Raw genomic sequence first — 18575 nt, 5'->3', positions numbered from 1 at the left:
CGCGCAGCCGGCGGCGGACGCCGTGCCCCGCAGAGCCGCCGCGCCGGCCAGGCCCTCCAGGGACAGGGCGAGGGCGCGCGGCTCGCCGAGGGCGCGGGCCGCCTCCAGGCCGCGCAGGTGCAGAGCCGCCGCCCGTTCCGCGTCGCCCCGCAGTTCGGCCACGAAGCCCCGTTCGGCCAGGACCAGGTGGTCGCCCGCCTGTGAGGAGACGGCCGCGTAGCCGTCGCGCAGGTTCCCCAGGTGCGTTTCGGCGGCGTCCAGGTCACCGGAACGGCGGGCACCGAGTGCGAGGCCCATCTCGGCATGGATCTCGCCGTACTTGTAGCCCTGCTCGGCGGCGCTGCGCCGCGCCTGTTCATGCAGGTCGCGAGCCCGGTCCCAGTCGCGGGCCAGCAGCGCGAGGCGGCCGAGGCCGGACAGCCGGGCGGACACCTCGGCCGCGAGGCCCAGTTCGCGCGCGATCCGCAGCCCCTCGTACTGGCGGTCCTCCGCCTCCCCGTACTCGCCCTTGATCTCCGCGAGGGCGGCGAGCGGGGACACCGTCTGGAGTTCGCCCCAGCGGTCGCCCACCTCGCGGAAGAGCGCGGCACTGCGCCGTCCGTCCCGGCCCAGTCCGGCGAGGTCACCGCGGATCAGCGCGAGGGTGGCCCGCAGGCCGAGGGCGGCGGCGGTGCCCCATGGGTCACCCGCGACGGTGGACAGCGCCAGCGCCCGGTCGTTCAGCTCGTCACCGTTCGGTGCGCCCGCGCTGAACAGGCCGTACGCGCACAGCCACAGTGCGCGGGCCCGGCGTACCGGATCGGGCAGGGCCGTGTCGTCCGGGAGCGTGACGGCCGCCTGGCGATCACCGGTGAGCAGAGCGAACGCGCAGTGCAGCAGCGCCAGTTCGGCCTGGGCGGGAGGCTCGGTGGCGGTCGTGACGGTGTCCAGGACCGCGCGCAGACTGCGGCGCGCCTGGGTGAGGCGCCCGCGCAGCAGCCACCACCAGGCCAGGGCGGTGGCCAGGCGCGCCGCCTGGGCGGGGGCGCCGGCGGCGGCCCGGCGCAGGGCCTCGTCGAGGGCCACCCGCAGGTTGCCGGCCTCGGCGTCCAGCCGGACGAGCCAGGACCGCTGACCGGCGCCGCGCAGTTCGGGCTCGGCGCGTTCGGCGAGCGCGAGGTAGTGGCGCAGGTGCCGGTCGCGTACGGCGGTGAGGTCCTCCATCTCGTGCAGCCGCTCGGTCGCGTACGCGGCGACGGACTCCAGGAGCCGGTAGCGCGGACCGGTCGGTCCGTCGCCGACGACGACGAGTGACCGCTCGACCAGCCGGATCACCAGGTCGGGTACCTCGAAGTCGGCGACGCCGTCGCCCGCGCACACCGCCTCGGCCGCCCGGAGGTCGCAGCCGTCGCCGAACGCGGCGAGCCGGCGCAGCACGATGCGCTCGGGCGCGCTGAGCAGTTCCCAGCTCCAGTCGATCACCGCGCGCAGGGTCTGCTGGCGCTCGGGCGCGCCGCGCCGGCCCGAGGTCAGCAGCCGGAAGCGGTCACCGAGCCGGGCCGACAGCTCACGCACGCCCAGGGCGCGTACCCGGGTCGCCGCGAGTTCCAGGGCGAGCGGGATGCCGTCCAGGCGGCGGCAGATCTCGGTGACGGCGGCGCGGTCGGAGTCGTCGCAGGAGTCCGGGGCGAGCGAGAAGCCGGGGGCCGCGGCGGCGGCACGCTGCGTGAACAGCTGTACGGCGTCCGCGGTGGGCAGGGGTTCGACCAGGAACACCTCCTCGCCCGGCAGGCCGAGCGGCTCCTGGCTGGTGGCCAGCACGCGCAGGCCGGGTGCGGTGCGCAGGAGCAGGGTGGCGAGTTCGGCTGCGGCGTCGACGACGTGCTCGCAGTTGTCCAGGACGAGCAGCATCCGCCGGTCGCGCAGCACGGCGGCGAGGTGGTGGACGGGTGAGCGGGTGCCGGTGGCGGAGACCGGTACGGCGGAGGGGGCGTGGTCGCTGATGCCGAGGGACGCGGCGACGAGCTGGGCGAGGTCGGCGGCGGTGCCGGTGCGGACACCGGAGAACTCCACGAACCAGGTCCCGTCGGGAAGCACCGGCTCGGCGGCCCCGTGGGTGCTCGGGCCGACGGCGGCCCCGTGGGTGTGCGGCGGCCCGACGGCTGCCCCGTGGGTGTGCGGCGGCCCGACGGCTGCCCCGTGGGTGTGCGGCCCGGCGGCGGCCCCGTGGGCGCTCGGGTCGGCGGCGGGGTGAAGGGCGCGCGGGCCGGCGGGGGATTCTTGGGCGCTGGGGCCGGTGGTGGGGTGGAGGGCGCGCGGGCCGGTGGGGGATTCTTGGGCGCTGGGGCCGGTGGTGGGTTCATGGGCGCCGGGGTTCCGCAGTTCCTCCGCTGCCGCCACGGCCAGCCGGGACTTGCCCACGCCGCCGGGGCCGGTGAGGGTCACCAGGCGCGCGCCGCGCAGGAGTTCCGCGAGCCGGTCGAGGGCATCGCGGCGCCCGATGAGAGGGGTGAGGCAGACGGGCAGGTTGGAGGGGGCGGGGGGCGCCTCGGCGGCTGTAGCTGGGGTGCCGGCGGGGGCGGCGCTCAGGCCGGTGCCGGATACGGGCGTGGGGTGCGGGTGGGACGACGCCGGGACGGTGGCGCCCTGCGGTATCGCCGTCAGCTCGGGATCCTGGCGCAGGACAGCCTGGTGCAGCGAGGTGAGTTCGGGGCTCGGGTCGACACCCAGCTCGGCGACGAGTCGTGTGCGCAGATCCTCGTAGGCCGCGAGTGCCTCGCTCTGCCGGCCGGCCGCGTACAGCGCCCGGATCTGGAGCGCGCGCAGCCGTTCCCGCAGCGGGTGCCGGGCCACCAGGTCGGCCAGCTCCCCGGCGAGGAGCACCTGTTCGCCGGTGGCGAGGCGGGCCTCGGCCTGCTCCTCCAGCACGGACAGCCGCTGCTCGGTGAGGCGTTGCACCGCGCCGCGGACGAACTCCCGGTCGGCGAAGTCGGCGTAGGCGGGGCCGCGCCACAACTCCAGTGCCTCGGTGAGCAGTGCGGCGCGGGCGCCCGGGTCCGGGACACCGCCGGCACGGTCCACGAGGTCGCGGAACCGGGCCGCGTCCACCTCGTCGGTGTCCTCCAGCCGCAGCCGGTAGCCGGAGGGCTGGTGCACCACGCGGTCCCGGCCGAGAGCCCGGCGCAGCTGTGAGACCTTGGCCTGGAGCGAGCCCGCGGGCCGGCCCGGCGGCCGGTCGCCCCACAGGTCGTGGATGAGGCGGTCCGCGGAGACGGGTCCGCCGTCGTGGGCGAGCAGGTCGGCGAGCAGCGCCCGGACCTTCGCCTCGGGAACCCTGACGGCCGCCCCCTCGTCGTCCCACACCGCCAGTGGTCCGAGCACCCCAAACCGCATGTGCGTCACTGTACGTCACGGCACCACTCCGGTACGGCGGTCACGTGGCCCCGGCGGCCGGAAGCCGGAGGCGAGGGCGGCGACGAGGGCGACGACGAGGGCGACGGCGAGGGCGACGGCGAGGGCGACGGCGAGCGGGGCCGCGCCCCTGCCGGCCGCAGCGCCGACCCCGGTTCCGAACCGGCCGCGCCGGGCCCCGGCCCCGCTCCCGGCCCCGGCCCCGCTCCCGGCCCCGGCCCCGATCCCGAACCAGGCCGTGACCGGTGCGCCGATCCCGTCGCGACCCAAGCCGTGACCGATGCGCCGATCCCGGTCCCACAACGGCCCTGACCGGGGCCCTACTTGGTTCCAGAACGGCCGTGACCGGGGGCCCTACGTGGTTCCAGAACGGGCCTGGCCGGGGTGCGGTGGTTCCGGGACGGGTCTGGCCGGGGCGCGACGTGGTTTCGGGACGGGCCTGAGCGGGGCCGGACGCGGTTTCGGGACGGCTTTGAGGGGTGCCCGGCCCTGTCCCGGGGCGGCCCTGAGCGGTGCCGGGGCCCGCGCACCGAGCCGTCCGACGAGGAGGCCGGCAGCCGGACGTAAGCCGTTCCGAAGGTTTCCCGAAGGGGGGCGGCGCATCGTCGTGTGCACCGGGCAGTTCGAGGCAGGTGCGGCGGAGGAAACGGCAGCATGACCAAGTACACGGGCCTGACGGCCGTCGTCGTCGGAGAGGCCACCGCCATCGGGCTGGCCGTGGCCAAGCGGCTGGTGGAAGGCGGCGCCCGGGTCGTGCTGGCCGCCCGCGCCGCGGAGGAGCGCCGTCGGCTGGGCGACGAGCTGGGCTCCACCGCCCGGGTCGTCGCACCGTCCGGCGTGGCCGGCTGTCTCGCCTCCGGTGACGCCGTCGACCTGCTGTTCGCCGACGTCGTGGCCACCGCCCGCCCGCTGCTGGCGCGGGTCGGGGACGGCGGTGCGGTCGTGCTCATGACCCCGGCCCTGTCACCCGCCGCCGTGCACGCGCTCGCCGCCGAGCTGGTCTCGCGCGGCATCCGCGTCAACGCCGTCGCACCGGGCTGTATCTCGGCGCCGGGCGGTGCCGGGGTGCCGCTGCCGCCCCTGGGCCGCCTCGGCGCCGCCGAGGAGGTGGCCCGGGCCGCGCTGTTCCTGGCCACCGACGCCACCTTCACCACCGGGGTCCGCTTCCCGGTCGACGGCGGGCTCAGCCGGCCATGAGCCCTTCCCCGGCCGGCGACGCCTCCCGGCCCTGCACCAGCGGCCGGTTCCACCTCGCCGGCCGTGTCCACTCCACCCCTGATCCGGCCACGCGACCTCGCCGGTCCCGCCCCCCGCTCCGGCCACCCCACCCCGCCGGCCCCGCCCCCCCGGCTCCGACCATCCCCCCGATCAGTTCACCTCGCCCCGTCCCATTCCCGTCCTCCCGTCCTCCCGTCCCCCCGTTCCGAAACCCTGGAGCACAGCCATGAGCACCACACCCGAGACCGCGGCCGGTTCGCCGGTGCGCACAGACGGCGATGGCCGTCGGCAGGGCGCGGAGGAGCAGCCGCAGAAGCTGCCCATGTTCGCCCTGCTGGCCCTGGCGACCGCCGTGTTCATCACGAGCCTCACCGAGACCCTGCCCGCGGGACTGCTCCCGGCGATGAGCCGGGACCTGAACGTGAGCGAGTCCGCGACCGGGCAGACGGTCACCGTCTACGCGATCGGCACCGCGCTGACCGCGATCCCGCTGACGGCGGCGACGGCCGGCTGGCGCCGTAAGCGGCTGCTGCTGACCGCCATGATCGGCTTCGCGGTCGCCAACACCGTCACCGCGGTGTCCTCCGCCTACGGGCTGACCATGGCGGCGCGCTTCGTCGCGGGAGTCGCGGCGGGCCTGGCCTGGGCGCTGCTCGCCGGCTACGCGCGCCGGCTGGCCCCGGTCCGGCTCCAGGGCCGGGCGATCGCCGTCGCGATGGCGGGAATCCCGGTCGCGCTCTCGCTGGGCGTGCCCGCCGGCACCTTCCTCGGCAAGGTGACCGACTGGCGGGTGGCGTTCCTCGCGATGACCGGGCTGACCGTCCTGCTGCTGGTGTGGATCGCCGCGGCCGTACCGGACTATCCGGGCCAGGAGCGCGGCGAGCGGCCGAAGATGCTGCACGCCCTGCGGGTGCCGGGCGTGGCGCCGGTGCTGTTCGTGACGCTGGTCTTCGTCCTGGCGCACACCATCATCTACGCCTACATCGCGACGTTCCTCGACGACCTCGGCCTCGGCGGGAACACCGACCTGGTCCTGCTGGTCTTCGGCGCCGCCTCACTGGCGAGCATCTGGATCGTCGGCGCGCAGATCCACCGGCGGCTGCGTGTGCTGACCGTCGCCAGCTCGCTGCTGGTCGCGGTGGCCGCCGCGGTGCTGGCCGTGCTCGCCGACCACACCGCGTTCGTCTATGTCGCCGCCGTGCTGTGGGGTCTGGGCTGGGGCGGGGTGCCGACGCTGCTCCAGACCGCGGCCGGTGAGGCGGGCGGCGAGACGGCGGCCGACGCCGCTCAGGCCATGCTCGTGACGCTGTGGAACGTCGCCATGGCCGGCGGCGGTGTCATCGGCGGCGTGCTGCTCGACCTGAGCGGCAGCGACTCCCTGCCGTGGAGCGTGCTGCTGCTCATGCTGCCGGTGATCGCCGTCGTCGTGCTCGCCCGCGGCCACGGCTTCCCCGCCCGCAGGCAGGCCGCGTAGCCGCACCGGGGGCGCCGAGCCCCCACCCCCCGTGGAACGACCATCACACCGAGTCGGTACCGGACTGTGGAGCCATGACCGAAGACACCGGATCGAGCAGGAGGGCCAGGACGGCGCGGTCGGCCCGGTACCCGCTGCACCACGTCGAGTTCGGTTCCGGCACGCCCGTGGTGCTGCTGCCCGGCCACACCACCGACCACCGGCTCCTGCTGCCGCTGGAGCCCGTGTTCGCCGCGCGCCGCGGCTGGCGGCGGCTCTACGCCGATCTGCCCGGGTCCGGCCGTTCACCGCGGCTGACCGGGCCGCTCACGGCCGAGGCCATGGGTGAGGCGGTGCTGCGGTTCGTGGACCGGGCCGTCGGTGACGCGCCGTTCGCGGTCGTGGGCATCTCCTACGGTGCCCGGCTCGCCCGGCTGCTGATCGCCGAACGGGGTCCGCAGGTCCTGGGCGCGGCGCTGGTCGCGCCGCTGGTCAGGCCGAGCGGTGAGCGCGTGCTGCCCGAGCGGCAGGTGCTCACCCGGGACCGGGCGCTGCTGGCCGCGCTCGGCCCGGACGACCGTGAGGCGTTCGCGGGCACCGCGCTGTACCAGGACGACGCGGGCTGGAGTGCCTTCCGCGACCACGTGCTGCCCGGCATCCGCGGCCACCACCGCGAGGACGCCGCCGCGTTGCTCAAGGCGCACCTGTCCGAGGAGCCGCCGGAGTCCCGGTTCGGCACGCACGACGGCACGCATCTGCTGGTGACCGGCCGGCAGGACCACGTGGTGGGCTGGCGCGACCAGCTGGACCTCCTGGAGCACTACCCGCGTGCGACCTACGCGGTCGTCGACGGCGCCGGACACCACGTCCATCTCGACCAGCCGGACGCCGTGCACGGCCTGCTGGGCAACTGGCTCGACACCCTGGCGGTGCGCCAGGTCTGAAGGAACAGGGCTCCGGCCCACCCGGTCCGGCCGCCGAAGGTATCCCCCGGCCTTCGGCGGTCTTCGGCATGCCCTCAACCGATTTTGTTCATAAACTTTTGACACGCCATCGGGTGAGTCGAGATCGGCCTGTAAGTATTGGCCGACCGGTATTTTCCGGCCGCCGGCGCCCTTCCTTCCTCCGGACCTTCCCGGGGCGTCTGCCCAGGTCAGCGCGCGAAGTCGTGAAGTACTGACTCCTGACGGACAGGATTGTGGCTCCGAGGGTATTTTGTGGCACGGGCACATGCACGGTGCGCCTTGCCTCAGTCTGAGCGTTACGAAATACGAGGGGACGTAGCGTTTATGTCATCGAGTGAGACGCGCGTGTCATCGGCCGACAGCCTGCGTATGCAGGGGTTTGTAGAGGATGTTTTCCGGTCACTTCACCGAGTGGAACAACATCGTTGGGCCCGGGCGTATCTGTGGGCCCTGATCCACGGTTCGGGCAAGAAGACACCACGGCGCATGGCGCGCGAGGACGCCTTACCCCCGGCGGCGCTGCGCGGGCTGCACCAGTTCATCAACGCCAGTTCCTGGGACTGGCGGCCGGTGCGCCGCAGGCTCGCCGAGCGCGTCGCCGCACAGGCGGCGCCCTACGCCTGGACGGTCGCCGAGCTGATCATCCCCAAGAGCGGCGGGCACTCGGCGGGCGTGCACCGCAGGGTGGACCCGGTGACCGGCCATTCCGTCAACTGCCAGCGGGCGCTCGGGCTGTTCCTGGCCGGTGCCGGCCATGCCTTCCCGGTCGACTGGAGCCTGGTGCTGAGCGGCGCCTGGGACCGGGACACGCGGCGCAGGCGGCGGGCCCGCATACCGGAGGACGAGAAGGAGCGCCCGATCGGCGCTCACGTCCTCGACTACGCCACGGACGCCGTGACGCTGCCGCACGTCGCCGGGCTGCCCTGGGTCCTGGACCTGACGCGGTGCGAGGACGCGGCCGGTGTGCTGGCGGGGCTGGCCCGGGAGCGGCTGGACGTGGTGTGCGAGGTCGGTCCCGGGCAGGTCGTGCTCGTCGGACAGCACACGCCGACCGTGTGCACGGTGGGCGCGCTGATGGGGGTCCGGCACGCCCGGCAGCCGCACGTGATCGTGGGGCACGCTCCCGACGGCCGTACCAAGGTGGTGCCGATCCACCTCTACCCCGGCACGGTGCGGCTGCCGCGGCCGGCGGCGGGCGCGGACGGTGCCTCGCGCACGTACCGGATCCTGGAGCGGTCCGCCCCGGACGGACGGCTGCCCGCCCGGTACTGGATCACCAGCCTCACCGACCGGCCGGTGGACGAGGTGCTGTCCCTGGTGCGGGGCCGGACCGCCGCCCTGATGACCGTCTCCGTCCTGCAGAACCGTCTCGGCGTCCTGGACTTCGAGGGCCGCTCCTTCCCTGGCTGGCACCACCACATGACGATGGCCTCGGCCGCGTACGTCCACCAGTACCTCGACGGCGCCCGGGGCGAGGCCCCCGCCGAGCCGAGGGGGGCCGCGTGCTGACGACGTCCGAGCGACCCGAGACGAGCAGACGATGAGGGGACGGCAAGGGGTGACGAACGTACTCGTGGTGGAGCGGGACGCGGCGGCGGCCGAGGCCGTCGAGCGTGACCTGCGCAGACAGGGCTACACCACGCGGAGCGTGCACACCGGGGCGCGGGCGCTGCGCACGTACCGCGACGCGGACCTGGTGCTGCTCTCGCTGGAGCTGGCCGACATGGACGGACTGGAGGTGTGCCGGTCGGTGCGCAGTGACGGTGACACCCCGCTGATCGCCGTGACCGACCTCGACGACGAACTGGAACGGGTGCTCGCACTGCGGGCCGGCGCCGACGACTGCGTGGTGAAGACCTGGGGATTCCGGGAGATCGGTGCGCGGATAGAGGCCGTCCTGCGCCGCGCCCACCGCGCCACGGCGCAGGAGAGGAGCATTTCCCTGCGCCCGCTGCACATAGATCCGCGCAGCCGGGAAGTGCGGCTGCACGACCGCCTGGTCCCCGTCACGTCGAAGGAATTCGAGCTGCTGTACGTCCTCGCCACGCATTCCGCGACGGTGGTGTCGCGCAAGGAACTGATGGCACGGGTGTGGGGGAGCGACTGGGCCTGCACCAGCCGCACCATAGACACCCATGTGAGCAGTCTGCGCGCGAAACTCGGCAGCAGCCGGTGGATCACCACGGTCCGCGGTGTCGGCTACCGGATGGGGTACGGCGGCGGGCGTGCCCTGGACGGGCCGGAGGCGTCCGGGATCTTCGAGATGCCCGAGGCGTCCTAGCCGCCCGGAGGGCGGGACACCGCAGGACGGCGTGCGGGCCCCGGCGGGCGGGGACCCCTGGGCCGCCGGAGCCCACCGCCGTCACACCACCGCCGTCACACCACCGCCGTCTCCAGCCGCCGTCTCCAGCCGTGCGAGGAGCGGGTGCGCACCGGCTCCGGCTCCGGCACCGCCGGCCAGGGCGCGCCGGGCCCACCACGCCGCCGCCAGGTTGGACGTGAGCAGCACCCGGCCGGGCTCCCGGCGGGCCAGCTCCCGCAGCGCGGCGAGCGTGCCCATGCCCGTGCCCGTGAACATCACGGCGGTGCCGGCGGGGAGGCCGGCCGCCGCCGTGCGGTCGAGTATCTCCGCGGTGGTCACCTGGTACGGGTCGTAGTGCGGGGCGGCGCCGGGGGCCGGGCGCGCCGGCACCGACACGGTGCCCTCGACCACCAGGCCGGCCCGCTCCCAGAAGGCGCGCGAGGTGTCGGTCAGCCACGGCTCGTACGGCGAGACCAGGGTCAGCCGGCGCACGCCCAGGGCGTCGCACGCGGCCAGGACGGCCTGGGTCGAGGACGTCACCGGGAAGCCGGCCCGCGCGGACAGTTCGGCGCAGAAGGCCCGGTCGCCGTCCGGTCCGAGCAGGTAGTGCGAGGCGCTGCACGCCACCACCGCGCCGTCCAGCCGCATGCCGCCGAACTGGCCGAGGGTCTCGGGCAGCACCCGGTTGTAGGACTCCAGCATGTCCCTGAGGCCGATCCCGGGTGTCGTCGGGAAGCGGGCCGTGTACACGTTCACGCGGTGGTCCAGCAGCGTCGCGAACTCCGGTTCCGCGGTCGGGTTCTCCGGCGGGACGACGAGCCCGAGCCGAGGCAGTGAGAGAAGGTCCATGAAAGGGCACGGTAGGCCCACCGGTCCCGGCCCGGCAGCGTATTCCCCGCTCTCTTGCGCACCGCCACACCGCCCTTGCACGGCCTGTACTTCCTGACATTCCCTGACAGTTTTCCACGGCCTTCTGACGCTGCCTTCCTTGTCCCGTACCCGCTCCACCGGGGAGGCTGTTGTGCGGCGCCAGACGCATTCGTTCCCGGATTGCGGTTCACCGAACTCTTCCGGAAGCCAGGGATGGAAATTCCTTTGCAACAAGGAGTGAACGGAAATGGCAGCAACGGAAAATCATGACGAACTTGTGAACCCGCCTCGGATATCCGACGCGACCCTGCGCGACTCCGCGCACATGGCGGGTGTCGAGTTCGGCCCGCGGGACGCCGCCGCCATCGCCGGCCTGCTGGTGCGCACCGGCGTCGAACTGGTCGAGGTGGGCATGGTCTCCGGCCCGGGCTCCAAGGACGCCCCGCTGGTCGAGGCCGTGCACGACGCCGTCGGGCCCGAGCGCGGCATGACGCTGCTCGTGGTGCGGGACCGGCAGCAGGTGGCCCGCGCCCTCGACGAGGCCGAGCGCCTCGGCGTGCGCCACATCATGTACTCCATCCCCACCTCGGAGCAGCACGCCAGGCTGAAGCTGGGCACACCGAGCGCCAAGTTCCTGAACGCCCTGGCCCGTTCGGCGATCACCCAGGCCAAGGAGCGCGGCTTCCACGTCACCTTCAGCGGCGAGGACGGCGCCCGCACGCCCAGGGAGCGGCTCGTCCCCTACGTCACCGCCGGCTTCGAGGCCGGTGCCGACCGGTTCCGGCTCGCCGAGACCGTCGCCTGCCTGTCGCCCTGGCAGATGGAGGCGGTGATCGGTGAGCTGACCGCGATCGACGGCTCCGAGATCGAGATCCACTCGCACAACATGCTGGGCATGGCCGTCGCCAACTCGCTCGCCGCCGTCCGGGCCGGCGCCCGGTGGGTCTCGGCGACCGTCGGCGGCATCGGCGAGCGCGGCGGCAACGCCCCGCTGGCCGAACTGCTCACCGCACTGCGGGTCGTGCACGGCGACACCCGGTTCGACCTCGGCCACCTCACCGAGCTGTCCCGGATCGCCCTGCGCGGCGCCGGTCTGGGCACCGCCTTCCAGTCCGGCCCGACCACGCCGCACGCCTTCGCCTACGAACTGCCCGGCCAGCTCAGCCACCCGGAGGCATACGAGACCCTGCCGGCCGAACTCGTGGGCGGCTCCAGGGAACTGCGGGTCCGCACCCGGCTCACCCCGGCCCTCGTCACCTGGGCGCTGGCCGACTCCGGGACGAGCGTCGACATCGACGCCTTCACGGGCTGGCTCACCGACCGCCAGCAGAACACCGGCGGCCCGCTCCTGGACCGGGACGCCATCCGCAAGGCCGCCATCGACTTCCAGGCCGCCTGAACCAGCCGTACCCACCAGCCGATCCGCGTGACAGAACGGAGCCCGACCATGTCCACCGCCACCCTCACCGGCGCCTGCCCGGAGTGCGAGACCGACCTCACCGTGCCGCCGGTCGTGCAGGGCGAGACCCTCTCCTGCCCCGAGTGCCTGCTCACCCTGCGCGTCGAGGACGTCGCGGACGGGCGGCTGACCCTCCAGATGGTCGAGGTGCAGCTGCGCGACTGGGGCCAGTGAGATGGGCCGCAGAGTCGCCGTCGTCGCCGACCGGATCGCCTGGGAGGAGCGCCAGCTGATCCAGCGCGCCGACGCCTACGGCCTCACCGTCGACTGGGTCAACGACGAGTCCCTGTGCCTCGGCGAACCCGGCGCCCCCGCCGTACGGGACTACGACGCGCTGCTGATCCGCAGTCGCAGCTACACCCGCGGCGGCCTGGTCGCGAGCCTCGCCGAGGCGGCCGGTGCCCGCACCGTCAACACCGCCCGGGCGATCCACGCCTGCGAGAACAAGGCCGCCCTGCGCACCGTGCTGCGCACGGCCGGCGTACCCGTGCCGGACTTCCGGCTCGTGCTGTCCCGCAAGGACTTCGAGCAGGCGCTCGCCGAACTGGAGCTGCCGGTCGTCCTCAAGCCGGTCTTCGGCGGCATGGGCAAGCGCGTCACGCTGATCCGGCACTCCGACACCGCCCAGTCCGTGTACGACTACGTCGAGGACCTCGGCCACGCCTTCGAGCAGGCCTGCCTGGTCGAGCCGTACCTGGGCGGCACCTCGGTGCGCTGCCTGGTCGTCGGCCGCGAGCTGGTCGGCGCCGCCGAGTTCGCCAGCGGCGGCACCGACTGGCGCAACAACGCCGCCCTCGGCAACGACACCCGCGCCCTCGCCCACGACCCAGACCTCGTCAGAATCGTCGACGCGGTCGTCGCGGAGCTGGGGCCCGGCATCTACGGCGTCGACCTGTTCCGGACCGCCGACGGCTACGTCGTCAACGAGGTCAACCACGCCCCCGGCTTCCGGGCCGTGGCCTCGGCCACCGGTGCGGACGTCCCCTCGGCCATCGGCCGCCATGTGCAGGAGCTGCTCGCATGATCCGCGCAGGAGTCGTCGGCGCCTCCGGGCTGGCCGGCGGCGAACTCATCCGACTGATCACCCAGCACCCCGACCTGGAGCTGACCTTCCTCGGCGGCTCCTCCAACATCGGCAGGCGCCCGGCCGAGCTGCACCCGGCCCTGCGCATCGACGCCGGGCTGACCGTGCAGCCGGTCACCGAGGACGTCGCCGACCAGGTCGACGTCCTGCTGCTGGCCACGCCCGCCCCGGTCTCCGCCGAGCTGGCCGCACTGTTTGCCGACCGCGTCGCCGCCGTCGTCGACCTCAGCGGCGCCTTCCGCATCCGCACCCCGGAGCGGCACGCCCGCTGGTACCCGAAGGTCCAGCGGCGCACCGACCTGGCCGACCGCTTCGTCTACGGCGTGCCGGAACTGGTCGGCGACCAGCTGGCCGGCGCGGCGCTCATCTCGCTGCCGGGCTGCTACGCCACCGCGATCACGCTCGGCCTCGCCCCGCTCACCCAGGGCCTCGGCCTCGACCTGAAGACCGTGGTCGTGGACGGCAAGAGCGGCTCCAGCGGCGGCGGCCTGCAGCTGCGCACCGCCGACCTGCACCCCTTCCGAAGCGGCGCCATCGCACCGTACGCGCCCACCGGCCACCGGCACGCGGCGGAGGTCAGCGACTTCCTGGAGCGCGGCAAGCCCGGCTCGATCGGCTCGCTGAGCATGTCGGCGTACGGCGTCTCGCACGTACGCGGCCTGCTCACCAGCTCCTACGTCTTCACCGACGACGCCGTCGACCAGCGCGCGCTGCAACGGGCCTACCTGCGCTTCTACAAGCAGCACCGGTTCGTGCGGGTGCGCCGGCACACCGAGACGCTGATCCCGGTGCCGGACCCGCAGGCGGTGCTCGGCTCCAACTACTGCGACGTGACGGTGCTGCACGACGAGGAGGGCGGCCGGATCGTCGTCCTCGCCGCCCTGGACAACCTGGTCAAGGGCGCCGCCGGCCAGGCCGTGCAGGCGGTGAACCTCCGGTTCGGGCTGCCCGAGGAGACGGGGCTGACGATGCACCCGGTGATGCCCGCATGAGCACCGCACAGCAGCCGCGGCAGGCACCGGCCGTCGTGAAACTCGGCGGCAGCGCCGTCGACGATCTCGACGGGACCTGGTGGGACGACCTGGCCGAACTGGGCCGGCGACGCCCGCTGGTCCTGGTGCACGGCTGGTCCAAGCCGCTGAAGAGGCTCAGCGCCCGCCACCGTGAGCCGTCGGCGGTCCTGCGCGACCGGTACGGCAACCAGAGCCGCTGGACCACGCCCGAGGTCATCGAGGACATCAAGACCGTCAGCGCCCGGCTCGGCGCCGAGGTGCTCCAGCGGCTGCGGGACCGCGGCCTGCGGGCCGAGCGGCTGCTCGGCAGCGACGGGCTGCTCACCGCGGGTGAGGCCGAGCGCTGGTGGTGGCGGGACAAACAGCTGGTCGAGCTGGAGAACCTGGTCGGCCCGGTCACGGACGCGGACCCCACCCTGCTGAAGGACCTGGAGCCCGGCCGGCCCCGCCTCGTCACGCCGCTGGCCCGCGACTCCTCGGGCCGGGAGGTGAACACCGACGCCGACCGGGCCGCCGCCGCCCTCGCCGGTGCGGTGGGCGCACCCGATCTGGTGCTCGTCACCGACGTCACCCACCTGCTGATCGACGGCGAGCCGGTCCGTGAGATCGGCGCCGAGGCCGCCGCCGCGTTCCGTGACAAGGGCGCCACCGGCGGCATGCGCAAGAAGCTGCGGGCCGCCGACGAGGCCCTGCAACGCGGCGTGGCACGGGTCGTCATCGGCAGCGCGCCCGTCTCCGACCTGCTCGCCGCCCGCACCGGCACCGTCATCACGCGAACGTGAGGAGCACGCACGTGGCCCAGCCCCGCGTCCTGGTCGTCGACAACGGAACCCTGTCCCTGCCCCAGCTGCGCCGCCGCTTCGAGGAGCTGGGCTCGGCCACCGACGCCGTCGACGCGGCGTCCGTCCCCGCCCGCCTCGACGGCCGCCACCAGGCGATCGTGCTGAGCGGCACCAAGGTGCGGGCCTACGACCAGGACCACTACAAGCCGCTCGTCGACCTCGTCATGACCTCCGGCGTCCCGGTCTTCGGCATCTGCGGCGGCATGCAGATCCTGGCCGTCTCGGCGGGCGGCCGGCTCGCCGAGGGACCGCAGCGGGTCGGCGGCTACGAGGTGCAGGTCGACCCGGACGAGCCGCTGTTCGGTCACGTCAAGCCGACCGTGACGGTGTTCCACCGGCACACCCTCTACCTCCAGCAGGCCCCGGCGGGCTTCCGCTCCATCGGCCGCTCCGCGCACGCACCGGTGGAGTTCCTGCGCTCCGACGACGGACGCATCTACGGCTCCCAGGCGCACCTGGAGTTCCGCAGCGACGGCCTGGAGATCCTGCGCGGCTTCACGCAGCTCTACCGGTGACCGCCGCCGAGCCACCCACCCACGAGGACTTGAGAGCTGACATGAGTTTTGTGGAAGACACCCAGGAGCCCGCGTTCACCGTCCATCTGAACGGCAGCGGCGGCGCCATCCGGAGCTGGGTGGTCGTCGACACGCTCGTCGACGGCCTGGCCATGGGCGGCGTGCGGATGACCCCCTCGGTCACCGAGGAGGAAGTCCGTGGCCTGGCCCGGGACATGACCGACAAGTTCACACTGGCGGGCCTGCGCATCGGTGGCGCCAAGGGCGGCATCGTGTCCGCCGGCGGCGACCGCGAGGAGACCTTCCGCACGTTCGGCCGCACCGTCAAGCCCCTGCTGCACGGCGGCATCCACCTCGGCATCGACATGGGCGTCACCCCCGCCGACCGGGCGGTGTTCTTCGACGAGGCGGGCTACGACCCCCGCTACCGCCTGGGCGCCCCGGACATGCCGGTCGACTGGCGCACCTACTACGAGCCGCTCATCGACGTCACCGGGCACGGGGTCGGCGTCGCCGCGGTCACCGCCCTGGAGGCGACCGGCCGCGGCGAGGCCGCCCGCGTCGTGGTGCAGGGCTTCGGCGCCGTGGGCCGCGCGGTCGCGCGGTTCCTGGAGGACCGCGGGCATGTCGTCGTGGCCGTCGCCGACGTGCAGGGCACCATCAGCTCCGACCGGCTGCCGGTGGCCGACCTCGTCGCCGTCACGGACGAGTTCGGCCGGATCGACCGCGCCCGCCTGCCGCAGCACGTGACCACCTCCGGCGCGCCGGACGCCTGGCTCGACGTCGACGCCGACGTGCTGGTCCTCGCCGCGCAGAAGCACGCGCTGAACGCCGGGAACGCCCACCGGCTGCGCGCTGCCCTGGTCGTCGAGGGCGCCAACCTCGCCTCCGACGCCGAGGCGCGGGAGAAGGCCCGGGCCGCCGGCGCCACGCTGGTGCCGGGGGTCATCGCCAACATCGGCGGAGCCGGTGCCGCCGCTCTGGCCGTCACCCGGGTCGTCCCCTTCGGGCTGGCGGCCGACGCCCGCAAGGCATGGGTCTTCGACTGGATCGGCGACCGCGTCCGGCAGAACACCCGCGACCTGCTGGAGATCGCGGCCGGCCGGGCGGGCGACCCGCTGCCGGAACTGCTCGCGGTCCGCCGCGAGGACCGCCGATGACCGCCCAGGGCTCCGCCCCCACCGACACCCAGGAGTCCCCGGCCGAGGGCCGGGCCCCGGCGGAGGGTCGGGCCCCGGCGGAGGGTCGGGGTTCTGTGCCGGGCGAGGGGCGGGGGGCCGCTCCGGTCGAGGCCGAGGGGGCTGTCCCTGGCGTGGGTCAGGGGGCTGGTCCGGGCGCCGTGCGGTCCGTTGCGGCCGAGGGGCTGGGGGCCGTCCCGGTAGCCGGCGGACTGGTTTCCGTCGCGGCCGGAGTGCGGCCCGCTCCGGGTGCCGTCGGGCCCCGCGGGGACGCCGCCGAGTACCGGCGCCGTGGCTGGTGGCGGGACGAGACCTTCCTCGACGACCTGCACCACCGGGCGCGCCTGCACCCGCGCAAGCTGGCCATCGCCGCCCGCCGCGTCGCCGAGTCCCGCACCGACACCCTGGACTACGCCGAACTTGCCCGGCTCAGCGACCGGTTCGCGCTCGCCCTGCTCCGGCTCGGTGTGCGCAGGGGCGATGTCGTGGCCGTCCAGCTGCCCAACCGCTGGGAGATGGTGCCGCTGATGTTCGCGTGCATGCGCGTCGGCGCCGTCATCTGCCCGATCTCCCCCGTCTGCCCCGCGGAGGAGCTGCGTCACCGCCTCGGACTGACCGAGGCCCGGGTCTGCGTGACGCTCCCCGAGTGGTCCGGCACACCGCTGGCGGAGATCGTCACCGGGCTGCGGGCCGAGCTGCCGACCCTCGCCCACGTCGCGGTCGTGGACGGCCCCATCCCGGACGGCGCGCTCTCCTTCCACGACCACTTCGTGGCCGAGGCCCGCGAGGAGGAGCCCGGCACGGCCGGACTGGAGGGCCTCGCGCTGGGCGCCGACGAGCCGTTCGTGGTGCTGTTCACCTCCGGCACCACCGGTGAGTCCAAGGGCGTCCTGCACAGTCAGAACACGGTCCACTCGGCCGTGCGCGGCTACGTCGACGCCTTCGGACTCGGCGACGACTGGGTGGCCGCCGTGTCCACGCCGCTCGTGCACTACTCCGGCTTCGCGCAGGGCGTCCTCGCGGGGGTCCTGCTCGGCGGCACCGTCGCCTTCCAGGACGTGCGCCGCAACGAGGTGCTGCTGGACCTGGTGGAGCGCTACGGGGCCACGCTGCTGTACGGCCCGCCGGCCACGCTCGCCGACGTCGCCGCCTCGCAGCGGGCCGAGCCGCGGCAGACCGGCACCCTGCGGCACGTGGTCATCGGCTCCGCCCAGGTGCTCGCCGAACTCGCCGAGGAGGTGCACGCGACGCTGGGCGCGCGGACGTACTCGCTGTGGGGCATGTCCGAGGCCGGTCCGGTCACCACGACCCGGCCCGCCGACCCCGAGGACTGGGCGGCGCACAGCAACGGCCGCGCCATCGACGCCATGCACACCCGGATCGAGGCGCCCGGCACCGACGGCACCGGCCGGCTCCGGGTGCGCGGCGCCTCCCTCGCGCTCGGCTACTACCGGCGCGAGGAGGTGTTCGCCGCCGAGTTCGACGCCGACGGCTGGTTCGACACCGGCGACCTGGCCCGCGACGACGGCCGTGGCGGTCTGCGCATCGTCGGCCGGGCCCGCGACGCGGTCGTCCGCGACGGGCGGGTGGCCCCGATGACGGAGCTGGAGGCGGTCATCGGCGGCCTCCCCGGGGCCGTGGAGGCCGCCTTGGTCGGCCTGCCGTCAGGCGCCGCCGGTGCCGACCCCGTGATCTGCGCGGTCGTGGTGCCGCGCGGCGAGCGGGGCCCGACGCTCGACGAGGTCCGGGACCGGATCCGCCGGGCGGGACACGACGAGCGCTTCCTGCCGGACCGCGTCGAGCTGGTGCCCGCCCTGCCCAAGACGCTCACCGGCAAGGTCCGCAAGGCCGAACTGCGCCGGCGCTACGCGACGGGGGGAGCCGCGTGACCACGGTTCCGGAGACGGCCGGGGATACGGCTCCGAAGACGGCCGGGGATACGGCTCCGAAGGTGGCCGGGGAGACGGCCGGGGAGGCGGCTCCGAAGGTGGCCGGGGAGGCGGCCCCGGGCGAGGGAGTTCCGCAGGCGGCCCCGGGGGAGGGGGTGTCTCAGGCGCCTCCGCCGCGGACGGTTCCGGGGGACGGGGTTTCTCCGGCGGCTCCGCCGCGGACCGTTCCGGATCCGGCCGCCACGCAGCGGGCCGCCACGCAGCCGGCCGCGGGGGACGGGGTTTCTCCGGCGGCTTCGCCGCGGACCGTTCTTGATCCGGCCGCCACGCAGCGGGCCGCCACGCAGCCGGCCGCGGGGGACGGGGTTTCTCCGGCGGCTCCGCCGCGGACCGTTCC

16 protein-coding genes are annotated in these 18575 nt (G+C 74.4%); 13 read left to right on the top strand and 3 right to left on the bottom strand.

Going from position 1 to position 18575, the window contains the following annotated elements; all coding sequences use genetic code 11:
* Positions 1-3372, bottom strand: a 3372-nt coding sequence (locus GT045_RS30555) for a BTAD domain-containing putative transcriptional regulator (protein WP_161336147.1), incomplete at its 3' end; no start/stop codon positions are given.
* A 15-nt stretch (positions 3373-3387) separates the two neighbouring features.
* On the bottom strand, positions 3388-3660 hold the full coding sequence (locus GT045_RS39185) for a hypothetical protein (RefSeq protein ID WP_202529171.1): 273 nt from the start codon (positions 3658-3660) through the stop codon (positions 3388-3390).
* A 384-nt stretch (positions 3661-4044) separates the two neighbouring features.
* On the opposite strand from GT045_RS39185, the gene GT045_RS30550 reads away from it, so the two are divergent.
* The 5 genes from GT045_RS30550 to GT045_RS30530 all read left to right on the top strand — a co-directional run bounded on the left by GT045_RS30550 (position 4045) and on the right by GT045_RS30530 (position 9307).
* Positions 4045-4587 (top strand): SDR family oxidoreductase, encoded by a 543-nt coding sequence (locus GT045_RS30550; RefSeq protein ID WP_161336146.1) that lies wholly within the window; start codon positions 4045-4047, stop codon positions 4585-4587.
* A gap of 247 nt (positions 4588-4834) precedes the next feature.
* Positions 4835-6082, top strand: a complete 1248-nt coding sequence (locus GT045_RS30545; RefSeq protein WP_161288121.1) for an MFS transporter — start codon at positions 4835-4837, stop codon at positions 6080-6082.
* Between the two features lie 74 nt (positions 6083-6156).
* Positions 6157-7005, top strand: coding sequence for an alpha/beta hydrolase (locus GT045_RS30540; RefSeq protein WP_161336145.1), 849 nt, complete (start codon positions 6157-6159; stop codon positions 7003-7005).
* A 345-nt stretch (positions 7006-7350) separates the two neighbouring features.
* Positions 7351-8535, top strand: coding sequence for a transposase (locus GT045_RS30535; protein WP_237538997.1), 1185 nt, complete (start codon positions 7351-7353; stop codon positions 8533-8535).
* A 49-nt stretch (positions 8536-8584) separates the two neighbouring features.
* Complete coding sequence (locus GT045_RS30530; protein ID WP_345942804.1) at positions 8585-9307, top strand: response regulator transcription factor; 723 nt, start codon at positions 8585-8587, stop codon at positions 9305-9307.
* An 81-nt stretch (positions 9308-9388) separates the two neighbouring features.
* On the opposite strand, the gene GT045_RS30525 is transcribed toward GT045_RS30530, so the two are convergent.
* A complete protein-coding gene (locus GT045_RS30525) occupies positions 9389-10177 on the bottom strand; it encodes an arylmalonate decarboxylase (RefSeq protein ID WP_161336144.1) in 789 nt (262 codons plus the stop codon).
* A 268-nt stretch (positions 10178-10445) separates the two neighbouring features.
* On the opposite strand from GT045_RS30525, the gene GT045_RS30520 reads away from it, so the two are divergent.
* From GT045_RS30520 to GT045_RS30485, 8 genes are all read left to right on the top strand, one after another.
* Complete coding sequence (locus GT045_RS30520; protein ID WP_161336143.1) at positions 10446-11597, top strand: isopropylmalate synthase; 1152 nt, start codon at positions 10446-10448, stop codon at positions 11595-11597.
* Positions 11598-11645: 48 nt separating this feature from the next.
* Positions 11646-11831, top strand: coding sequence for a lysine biosynthesis protein LysW (locus GT045_RS30515; protein WP_161295710.1), 186 nt, complete (start codon positions 11646-11648; stop codon positions 11829-11831).
* 1 nt (position 11832) lies between these two features.
* Positions 11833-12681, top strand: coding sequence for a RimK family alpha-L-glutamate ligase (locus GT045_RS30510; RefSeq protein ID WP_161336142.1), 849 nt, complete (start codon positions 11833-11835; stop codon positions 12679-12681).
* The gene (argC, locus tag GT045_RS30505; protein ID WP_161295706.1) at positions 12678-13733 is read left to right on the top strand and encodes an N-acetyl-gamma-glutamyl-phosphate reductase; all 1056 of its coding nucleotides are present in this window, start codon (positions 12678-12680) and stop codon (positions 13731-13733) included. Before GT045_RS30510 ends, argC begins: the two co-directional genes overlap by 4 nt.
* Positions 13730-14536, top strand: coding sequence for an acetylglutamate kinase (locus GT045_RS30500; RefSeq protein ID WP_161336141.1), 807 nt, complete (start codon positions 13730-13732; stop codon positions 14534-14536). Before argC ends, GT045_RS30500 begins: the two co-directional genes overlap by 4 nt.
* Positions 14537-14547: 11 nt before the next feature.
* Positions 14548-15111, top strand: coding sequence for a gamma-glutamyl-gamma-aminobutyrate hydrolase family protein (locus tag GT045_RS30495; protein WP_161336140.1), 564 nt, complete (start codon positions 14548-14550; stop codon positions 15109-15111).
* Positions 15112-15152: 41 nt separating this feature from the next.
* Positions 15153-16271, top strand: coding sequence for a Glu/Leu/Phe/Val dehydrogenase (locus GT045_RS30490; protein WP_161336139.1), 1119 nt, complete (start codon positions 15153-15155; stop codon positions 16269-16271).
* Between the two features lie 251 nt (positions 16272-16522).
* The gene (locus GT045_RS30485) at positions 16523-18178 is read left to right on the top strand and encodes an AMP-binding protein (RefSeq protein WP_161336148.1); all 1656 of its coding nucleotides are present in this window, start codon (positions 16523-16525) and stop codon (positions 18176-18178) included.
* Positions 18179-18575: the final 397 nt, after the last annotated feature.

The organism is Streptomyces sp. SID486 (assembly GCF_009865385.1).
Taxonomy (GTDB): Bacteria; Actinomycetota; Actinomycetes; order Streptomycetales; family Streptomycetaceae; genus Streptomyces.
Note: the sequence above shows the minus strand (reverse complement) of the source record. Positions and strands in the feature narration are given on the sequence as shown.

Bases quoted from the DNA above. Each gene is read 5' to 3' on its own strand.
- GT045_RS30550 (WP_161336146.1), top strand. From the start codon at position 4,045: ATGACCAAGTACACGGGCCTGACGGCCGTCGTCGTCGGAGAGGCCACC.
- GT045_RS30545 (WP_161288121.1), top strand. From the start codon at position 4,835: ATGAGCACCACACCCGAGACCGCGGCCGGTTCGCCGGTGCGCACAGAC.
- GT045_RS30540 (WP_161336145.1), top strand. From the start codon at position 6,157: ATGACCGAAGACACCGGATCGAGCAGGAGGGCCAGGACGGCGCGGTCG.
- GT045_RS30535 (WP_237538997.1), top strand. From the start codon at position 7,351: ATGTCATCGAGTGAGACGCGCGTGTCATCGGCCGACAGCCTGCGTATG.
- GT045_RS30525 (WP_161336144.1), bottom strand. From the start codon at position 10,177: ATGGACCTTCTCTCACTGCCTCGGCTCGGGCTCGTCGTCCCGCCGGAG.
- GT045_RS30520 (WP_161336143.1), top strand. From the start codon at position 10,446: ATGGCAGCAACGGAAAATCATGACGAACTTGTGAACCCGCCTCGGATA.
- GT045_RS30515 (WP_161295710.1), top strand. From the start codon at position 11,646: ATGTCCACCGCCACCCTCACCGGCGCCTGCCCGGAGTGCGAGACCGAC.
- GT045_RS30510 (WP_161336142.1), top strand. From the start codon at position 11,833: ATGGGCCGCAGAGTCGCCGTCGTCGCCGACCGGATCGCCTGGGAGGAG.
- argC (WP_161295706.1), top strand. From the start codon at position 12,678: ATGATCCGCGCAGGAGTCGTCGGCGCCTCCGGGCTGGCCGGCGGCGAA.
- GT045_RS30500 (WP_161336141.1), top strand. From the start codon at position 13,730: ATGAGCACCGCACAGCAGCCGCGGCAGGCACCGGCCGTCGTGAAACTC.
- GT045_RS30490 (WP_161336139.1), top strand. From the start codon at position 15,153: ATGAGTTTTGTGGAAGACACCCAGGAGCCCGCGTTCACCGTCCATCTG.